The sequence below is a fragment of the Streptomyces sp. NPDC001922 genome, assembly GCF_042891165.1.
In the GTDB taxonomy this organism is placed as follows: Bacteria; Actinomycetota; Actinomycetes; order Streptomycetales; family Streptomycetaceae; genus Streptomyces.
Genome location: NZ_JBIASV010000005.1, coordinates 362,678 through 371,663 on the forward strand (window position 1 = coordinate 362,678; position 8,986 = coordinate 371,663).

Below are 8,986 nucleotides of genomic sequence, written 5' to 3' on the forward strand. Positions count from 1 at the left end.
CCCCCCACGGGTACGGTCCACCCCCCGGCGGCCGCTCGCCATCCCCCCTCAGGGCGAGCGGCCGCCACCCCTTTGCGGGGAGGCCGGCCACTGTGCTTTGCCCGGGGAGGCCGGCCACTGCGCGGGAAGCCGCCTGCGCCGGCGGCAGGGGCTCGGGTGAGCCCGCGGGGGCTCCGGTGAGCCGCACCACACGGGCCCGGGGGTTCGCGGAGGGCCGCGCAGGATAGCCTGACGGGCGGGTCTCCCGCAGTACCCAAGAAGGCTGACGCCGGGCCGGAGACCCACCACACAGGGCAGGGACACCCACCGCCAGGTTCGCAAGCAGGAGATCGCCATGACCCGCACTCCCGTCAATGTCACCGTCACCGGCGCCGCCGGCCAGATCGGCTACGCGCTGCTCTTCCGCATCGCCTCCGGTCACCTTCTCGGCGCGGACGTGCCGGTCAAGCTCCGCCTGCTGGAGATCCCGCAGGGGCTGAAGGCCGCCGAGGGCACCGCCATGGAGCTCGACGACTGCGCGTTCCCGCTGCTCCAGGGCATCGAGATCACCGACGACCCGAACGTGGGCTTCGCCGGTGCGAACGTCGCCCTGCTGGTCGGCGCCCGCCCCCGTACCAAGGGCATGGAGCGCGGTGACCTGCTCGAGGCCAACGGCGGCATCTTCAAGCCGCAGGGCAAGGCCATCAACGACCACGCCGCGGACGACATCAAGGTGCTCGTCGTCGGCAACCCGGCCAACACCAACGCGCTGATCGCCCAGGCCGCCGCCCCGGACGTGCCGGCCGAGCGCTTCACCGCGATGACCCGCCTGGACCACAACCGTGCGCTGTCCCAGCTCTCGAAGAAGACCGGCGTCCCGGTCTCCGAGATCCGGAAGCTCACGATCTGGGGCAACCACTCGGCCACCCAGTACCCGGACATCTTCCACGCCGAGGTCGCCGGCAAGAACGCCGCCGAGGTCGTCAACGACGAGCAGTGGCTGGCCGACACCTTCATTCCGACCGTGGCCAAGCGCGGCGCCGCGATCATCGAGGCCCGGGGCGCGTCCTCGGCCGCCTCCGCCGCCAACGCCGCCATCGACCACGTCCACACCTGGGTCAACGGCACCGCCGAGGGCGACTGGACCTCGATGGGCATCCCGTCGGACGGCTCCTACGGCGTCCCGGAGGGCCTGATCTCCTCCTTCCCGGTCACCACCAAGGACGGGAAGTACGAGATCGTGCAGGGCCTGGAGATCAGCGACTTCTCCCGGACCCGCATCGACGCCTCGGTGGCGGAGCTCGCCGAGGAGCGCGACGCCGTCCGCGGTCTCGGCCTGATCTGATCCGCACCACCGCGCCCACCCCGGCGCACCCGAAGCGCCCCCGGCCGGCACCGCCACCGGGGGCGCTTCGGCGCTGTGGCCCGCCTCACTCCTGACGATGTGTGGGCGGTCACAACCCATGTCCTGGGTTGGGTGGTTATGGGGGTGTCCGGGTGGGCGGTTCCTCAGGCGCCACGTGAGACAGGCCACTTAGCGTTAACCTTTAGGCATACGTTTTTGAGTTCGGGATAGGGGTCCCTGCTGCTGGGTTGCACCCAGCGCGGAACATTTCAGGCAGGGAAGGCAGAACTCAACGTGTCGGCAACTGAGACGATCCACGTAGACGGCGTGTGGCGCGCCGCCGCATCCGGTGCCACCCGCGAGGTCCTCGACCCCGCCGACGCCAAGACTCTGGCGCTGGTGGCCGAGGCCGGCGCGGACGACACCGACGCGGCCATCGCCGCCGCCCGGCGTGCCTTCGACTCCGGCCCCTGGCCGCACACCCCCGTCGCCGACCGCGCCGCGCTGCTGCGCCGCGTCGCCGACCTGCTCCAGCGGGACCGCGAGGACATCGCGCTCATCGAGAGCCGGGACACCGGCAAGACCCTGGAGGAGGGCCGGGTCGACGTCGACGACGTGACCAACGCCTTCCGTTACTTCGCGGACCTCGTGATGAACGAGAGCGGCGGCCGGGTCGTGGACGCCGGTTCCCCCGAGGTGCACAGCGTCGTCGTGCACGAGCCCGTGGGCGTCTGCGCGATGATCACGCCCTGGAACTACCCGCTGCTCCAGGCCAGCTGGAAGGTGGCCCCGGCGCTCGCCGCGGGCAACACCTTTGTGATCAAGCCCAGCGAGGTCACCCCGCTGTCCACCGTCCACCTGGTGAAGCTGCTCGTCGAGGCGGGCCTGCCGAACGGTGTCGCCAACCTGGTCACCGGCGCGGGCGACCCGGTCGGCGCCCGGCTCTCCGACCACCCGGACGTCGACCTCGTCTCCTTCACCGGCGGCCTCGCCAGCGGCACCAAGGTCATGCAGGCCGCGGCGCCCTCGGTCAAGAAGGTGGCGCTGGAGCTCGGCGGCAAGAACCCCAACGTCGTCTTCGCCGACGCGTGCGCGACCGAGGAGGGCTTCGACACCGCCGTGGACCAGGCCCTCAACGCGGCCTTCATCCACAGCGGCCAGGTGTGCTCCGCCGGTGCCCGGCTGATCATCGAGGAGTCGGTGCGCGACCGCTTCGTCGCCGAGCTCGCCCGCCGGGCCGAGAAGATCAAGCTCGGCCGCGGCACCGAGGACGGCGTCGAGTGCGGCCCGCTCGTCTCCGCGCAGCAGCTCGCCAAGGTCGAGGCGTACGTCGCCTCCGCCCGCGAGGAGGGCGCGGTGGTGCGCTGCGGCGGCAACCGCCCCGAGCCGTCCGGCGTGCGCCCCGCCACCGGCTACTTCTACGAGCCGACCGTCCTGGACTACTGCCACGGCGAGATGCGTGTGGTGCGGGAGGAGACCTTCGGGCCGATCCTCACCGTGGAGACCTTCCACACCGAGGACGACGCCGTCGCCCTGGCCAACGACACCGAGTACGGCCTCGCGGGCGCCGTGTGGACCTCCGACCCGGGCCGCGCGCGGCGCGTCGCCGGACGGCTCCGGCACGGCACCGTGTGGATCAACGACTACCACCCGTACCTCCCGCAGGCCGAGTGGGGCGGCTTCGGCAAGTCCGGCATCGGCCGTGAGCTGGGCCCGGCCGGCCTGGCGGAGTACCGCGAGTCCAAGCACGTGTACCAGAACCTGAACCCGCGCCCCGTGCGCTGGTTCTCGGGCTGACCGCCCGACTGTTCGCAGCACCGCGCATCACGCACGCACTTTGCAGAGGAGCACAACCCCTTGACTGTTTACGACTACGTCGTGGTCGGCGGCGGCACGGCGGGATCGGTGATCGCCTCCCGCCTCACCGAGAACCCGGACGTCACCGTCGCCGTGATCGAGGGCGGCCCGTCCGACGTCGACCGTCCCGACGTCCTCACCCTGCGGCGCTGGCTCGGCCTGCTCGGCGGGGACCTGGACTACGACTACCCCACCACCGAGCAGCCGCGCGGCAACTCGCACATCCGGCACAGCCGCGCCAAGGTGCTCGGCGGCTGCTCCTCCCACAACACCCTGATCAGCTTCAAGCCGCTGCCCGGTGACTGGGACGAGTGGGCCGAGGCCGGGGCCGACGGCTGGGACGCGGCGTCCATGGACCCGTTCTTCCACAAGCTGCGGAACAACATCGTCGCCGTCGACGAGAACGACCGGAACGCCATCGCCCGGGACTTCGTCGACGCCGCGCAGGCCGCGCTGAACGTCCCCCGCGTGGAGGGCTTCAACAAGAAGCCGTTCCACGAGGGGGTCGGCTTCTTCGACCTGGCCTACCACCCGGAGAACAACAAGCGGTCCTCCGCCTCCGTCGCCTACCTCCACCCGCACATGGAGGCCGGCGACCGCCCCAACCTCCACCTGCTGCTGGAGACCTGGGCGTACAAGCTGGAGCTGGACGGCTCGAAGGCCACCGGCGTCCACGTCCGTTCCAAGGACGGCGTGGAAGAGCTGATCGAAGCCCGCCGCGAGGTGCTGGTCTGCGCCGGCGCGGTGGACACCCCCCGGCTGCTGATGCACTCCGGCATCGGGCCGCGGAAGGACCTGGAGGCGCTGGGGATCCCGGTCTCCGTCGACCTGCCGGGCGTCGGCGAGAACCTGCTCGACCACCCCGAGTCGGTCATCGTCTGGGAGACCGACGGGCCGATCCCGGAGAACTCCGCGATGGACTCGGACGCCGGGCTCTTCGTGCGCCGCGACCCCGAGTCGCGCGGGCCGGACCTGATGTTCCACTTCTACCAGATCCCGTTCACCGACAACCCGGAGCGGCTGGGCTACGAGAAGCCCGAGCACGGCGTGTCGATGACCCCGAACATCCCCAAGCCGCGCAGCCGCGGCCGGCTGTACCTGACCAGCGCCGACCCCGAGGTCAAGCCCGCCCTGGACTTCCGGTACTTCACCGACGAGGACGACTACGACGGCCGCACGCTGGTCGACGGCATCAAGATCGCCCGTGAGGTCGCGAAGACCGAGCCCTTCGCCCACTGGCTCAAGCGCGAGGTCTGCCCCGGCCCGGAGGTCACCTCCGACGAGGAGATCAGCGAGTACGCCCGCAAGGTCGCCCACACCGTCTACCACCCGGCGGGCACCTGCCGGATGGGCGCGGTCGGCGACGACCAGGCGGTTGTCGGACCCGACTTGAAGATTCGCGGCCTCGACGGCATCCGCATCGCCGACGCCTCCGTCTTCCCCACGATGCCCGCCGTCAACCCGATGATCGGGGTCCTGATGGTCGGGGAGAAGTGCGCCGAATTGCTCCAGCAGACCACACCGGGAGGTGATGCGTGATGAGTACGACCACCGAGCCGGTGTTCTCCGTCCGCAACCTGTGGAAAGTCTTCGGTCCCAAGGCCGGCCGGATCCCCGGCAGCCCCGAGGCCGGCCTGTCGGCCGAGGAACTGCGCCAGAAGACCGGTAACACCGTCGCCGTCCGCGACGTCTCCTTCGACGTCCGCAAGGGCGAGGTCTTCGTCGTCATGGGCCTCTCCGGCTCCGGCAAGTCCACGCTCGTCCGGTGTCTGACCCGGCTCATCGAGCCCACCAGCGGCGAACTGGCCATCGACGGTGAGGACGTGCTGGCCATGGACGCGGGGCGGCTGCGCGAACTGCGCCGCCACCGCGCCGCCATGGTGTTCCAGCACTTCGGCCTGCTGCCGCACCGCACCGTCCTCGACAACGTCGCCTACGGCCTGGAGATCCAGGGCGTGAAGAAGGCCGAACGACGCGCCCGGGCCGCCGAGATGGTGGAGAAGGTCGGCCTCGCCGGGTTCGAGCAGCGCCGCCCCAGCCAGCTCTCCGGCGGCCAGCAGCAGCGCGTCGGCCTGGCCCGCGCCCTCACCGTCGACCCCGAGGTGCTGCTCTTCGACGAGCCGTTCAGCGCCCTCGACCCGCTCATCCGCCGCGACATGCAGGAAGAGGTCATCCGCCTGCACCGCGAGGAGGGCCGGACGATGGTCTTCATCACCCACGACCTCAGCGAGGCGCTGCGCCTGGGCGACCGGATCGCGCTGATGCGCGACGGCGAGATCGTCCAGCTGGGCACCCCCGAGGAGATCGTGGGCTCCCCGGCCGACGACTACGTCCGCGAGTTCGTCCGCGACGTGGCCCGCGAGCAGGTCATCACCGTCCGCAGCGCGATGCGCCCGCTGGACGCCGGTGAGTCCGTGACCGGTCCCGCGCTCGCCCCGAGCGCCACCGTCTCCCAGGCCATCGCGGCCGTCGCCCGCTCCGGCGACCCGGCCGCCCGGGTCATGTCCGACGGCAAGCTGCTCGGCATCGTCGACCACGAGCGCCTGCTCGGCGTCGTCGCCGGCACCGAGGGCGAACCGGAAGGCGAGGAGGTGCCGGTCTGATGGCCACCGTCACCGCCGCCGAGAGCGCCGGCCCCGTGCGGCCGCTCTCCGCTCTCCTCCGCAACCGTGCCCTCGGCAAGCTGCTGCTGCTCGCCGTCGCCGCGGCTGTGCTGGTGCCCCTCGCCGACGCCCAGTGGGCATCGGGCCTGTGGCCCAAGGCACTCACGGTCGACCTGACCGAGCCGCTCGGCACGGCCAGCGACTGGATCACCGACAACCGCGACAGCCACCCGCTGTTCCTGTACTTCTTCGGGCACATCAGCAATGCCGTCGTGCTCTCCGTACGCGCGGTCTACCTGCTGCTGCTCGCCCTCGGCTGGGCCGGGGTCACGGCCGCCGCCGGGCTGATCGCCTGGCGTCTGGCGGGGATCCGCCTCGCGCTCACCGCCGCCGTCTCCATCGCGGTGTGCGGCCTGCTCGGCATGTGGGTGCCGACCATGCAGACCCTCGCGCTGATGGTCGTCGCGGTCGCGTTCTCCGTCATCCTGGGCGGACTGCTCGGCCTCGCCGCCGGGCTCTCCGAGCGGACGTACCGCGGGCTGCGGCCCGTACTCGACACCATGCAGGTGCTGCCCGCCTACTCGTACCTGCTCCCCATGGTGATGGTCTTCGGCAACGGCGTGCCGGCCGCGGTCATCGCGACCGTCATCTACGCGGTGCCGCCGATCACCCGGCTCACCGCCCTGGGCCTGCGCAACGCCGACGCCGGGGTCATGGAGGCCGTCGCCTCCCTCGGCGCCACCGGCCGGCAGCGGCTGCTGACCGCCCGGCTGCCGCTCGCCCGCAAGGAGCTGCTGCTCGGCGTCAACCAGACGATCATGATGGCGCTGTCCATGGCCGTCATCGCGTCCGTCATCGGCGCGGGCGGTCTCGGTGACCGCGTCTACCAGGCCCTGTCCTCGGTCGACGTCGGCGCCGCGCTCGCCGCGGGCATCCCGATCGTGCTGCTCGCCGTCGTCCTCGACCGGACGACGGGCGCGGCCGGTGAGCGGATCGGCGCCGAGCCGACCGGCTCCCCGCTGCTGCGCGGCTGGCGCGGCTGGACCGCCGTCGCCGCCGTCACCGCGGTCCTCGCCCTCGCCGCGCGCCTGTCGGGCAGCCTCACCTGGCCGGAGAGCTGGACCGTCGCCATCGCCGAGCCGGTCAACACGGCCAAGGACTGGATGGTCGACCACATCTACACCGGTGTGCCGGTCATCGGCGGTACCGCCGACTGGGCCGGGCACTTCACCTCGTGGATCCTCGACCCGCTGCGCAGCGGCCTCCAGGGCATGCCCTGGTGGTCGGTGCTGCTGGTCGTCGCCGCGCTGGCCTGGCTGATCGGCACCTGGCGCACCGCGCTGACCGCCGTTCTCGCCATGGCCACCATCGGCGTCCTCGGGGTGTGGAAGCCGTCGCTGGACACGCTGTCCCAGGTGCTGGCCTCGGTGGCGGTCACGCTGGTGCTCGGTTTCGCCATCGGTATCGCCGCGGCCCGCAGCGCCCGGGTGGAGAAGCTGTTGCGACCGGTGCTGGACGTCTTCCAGACCATGCCGCAGTTCGTGTACCTGATCCCGGTCGTGGCGCTGTTCATGGTCGGCCGCGCCCCGGCGGCGGCAGCAGCCGTCGTCTACGCGCTGCCCGCCGTCGTCCGCATCACCACCACGGGGCTCCGTCAGGTCGACCCGGCCGCTCTGGAGTCCGCACGGTCCATGGGCGCCACCAGCCTCCAGCAGCTGCGCCAGGTCCAGCTGCCGCTGGCCCGCCCGGCGCTGCTGCTCGCCGTCAACCAGGGCGTCGTCCTGGTCCTCGCGGTCGTCGTCATCGGCGGACTCGTCGGCGGCGGTGCGCTCGGCTACGACGTGGTGGCGGGCATCGCGCGCGGTGAGCTGGCCACCGGCCTGGTCGCGGGCGCCGCGATCGTCTGCCTGGGGCTGATGCTCGACCGCGTCACCCAGCCCACGGAACGCCGGAAGGGGGCCTGACATGGCTCGGATACGCATGCGGACGAAGCTGCTCGCCGCTCTCGCCTCCGGGGCCGCCCTGCTCGGTGCGAGCGGCTGCGGCGCGGCGGACATGACCAAGCAGGGGTCGCCGTACGCCAACGCCGAGGGCGCGAAGAGCGTGACGCTCTCGGTCCAGTCCTGGGTCGGTGCGCAGGCGAATGTCGCCGTGGCGCAGTACCTGCTCGAGAACGAGCTGGACTACCGCGTGGACACCGTCCAGGTCGACGAGATCCCTGCCTGGGACGCGCTCGGCCAGGGCCGGGTGGACGCGATCCTGGAGGACTGGGGCCACCCGGAGCAGGAACAGCGGTACATCAAGGAAAAGAAGACGATCACCGCCGGCGGCGATCTGGGGGTGACCGGCCACATCGGCTGGTTCGTGCCCAAGTACTTCGCGGACAAGCACCCGGACGTCACCGACTGGAAGAACCTCAACAAGTACGCGGACCAGTTGAAGACCCCGGAGAGCGGCGGCAAGGGCCAGCTGCTCGACGGTTCGCCGTCGTACGTCACCAACGACAAGGCGCTGGTGAAGAACCTCCACCTGAACTACCAGGTGGTGTTCTCCGGCTCCGAGGCGGCGCAGATCACCCAGATCAAGCAGTTCGCCAAGCAGAAGAAGCCGTTCCTGACGTACTGGTACGAGCCGCAGTGGCTGTTCAACCAGGTGCCGATGGTCGAGGTGAAGCTGCCGAAGTACACGGACAAGTGCGGTGCGAAGGACCCCGAGGCCATCGACTGCGCTTATCCGAAGACTCCGCTGCAGAAGAACTTCAACACGGAGTTCGCGAAGAAGGGCGGCAAGGCCGCCGAGTTTCTCAAGAAGTTCCACTGGTCCAAGGACGACCAGAACGAGGTGTCGGAGATGATCGCCGCCGACAAGCTGCCTCCCGAGGAGGCGGCCGAGCGGTGGGTCAAGAAGCACCCGGACGTCTGGAAGGCCTGGATGCCGTAGGGCTCCAGCGGGACGGCAGCGCCCGGCGCGGAACGTTTTTCGTTCCGTGGCGGGCGCTGCTGCTGTTTCGGGCGGTTACGGGGGCGGGTGTGGGGTGCGGGGTGCGGGGTGCGTGGGGTGCCTTGCCGGCCCGGGTTCGGGCGCGGGTGCTATGTGGGCGGGCGGGTGCCGGGGGGGGGGGGGGGGGGGGGGGGGGGGGGGGGTTGTTTTGGGGGGGGGGGGGGGGCGCCCACCACGCACAGCAAACACCCCCCCCCCCCCC

6 protein-coding genes are annotated in these 8,986 nt (G+C 71.2%); all 6 read left to right on the forward strand.

The window, feature by feature from the left end; translation table 11 throughout:
* The first annotated feature begins 334 nt into the window (after positions 1-334).
* The 6 genes from ACFYYR_RS11525 to ACFYYR_RS11550 all read left to right on the forward strand — a co-directional run bounded on the left by ACFYYR_RS11525 (position 335) and on the right by ACFYYR_RS11550 (position 8,724).
* Positions 335-1,324 carry a malate dehydrogenase gene (locus ACFYYR_RS11525; RefSeq protein ID WP_388850101.1) on the forward strand — a complete coding sequence of 330 codons (990 nt, stop codon included), beginning with the start codon at positions 335-337 and terminating at the stop codon, positions 1,322-1,324.
* A 294-nt stretch (positions 1,325-1,618) separates the two neighbouring features.
* The gene (locus ACFYYR_RS11530; RefSeq protein ID WP_388850104.1) at positions 1,619-3,121 is read left to right on the forward strand and encodes an aldehyde dehydrogenase family protein; all 1,503 of its coding nucleotides are present in this window, start codon (positions 1,619-1,621) and stop codon (positions 3,119-3,121) included.
* Positions 3,122-3,181: 60 nt separating this feature from the next.
* Positions 3,182-4,720, forward strand: a complete 1,539-nt coding sequence (locus ACFYYR_RS11535; RefSeq protein ID WP_388850107.1) for a GMC family oxidoreductase — start codon at positions 3,182-3,184, stop codon at positions 4,718-4,720.
* Positions 4,720-5,784: a glycine betaine/L-proline ABC transporter ATP-binding protein gene (locus ACFYYR_RS11540; protein WP_388850110.1), complete on the forward strand. Its 1,065-nt coding sequence runs from the start codon at positions 4,720-4,722 to the stop codon at positions 5,782-5,784. Before ACFYYR_RS11535 ends, ACFYYR_RS11540 begins: the two co-directional genes overlap by 1 nt.
* Entirely contained in the window at positions 5,784-7,748 is a 1,965-nt protein-coding gene (locus tag ACFYYR_RS11545; RefSeq protein ID WP_388850113.1) for an ABC transporter permease, read from the forward strand. The genes ACFYYR_RS11540 and ACFYYR_RS11545 overlap by 1 nt, the downstream gene beginning before the upstream one ends.
* Before the next feature lies 1 nt (position 7,749).
* Positions 7,750-8,724, forward strand: coding sequence for an ABC transporter substrate-binding protein (locus ACFYYR_RS11550; protein WP_388850115.1), 975 nt, complete (start codon positions 7,750-7,752; stop codon positions 8,722-8,724).
* The last annotated feature ends 262 nt before the right edge of the window (positions 8,725-8,986 follow it).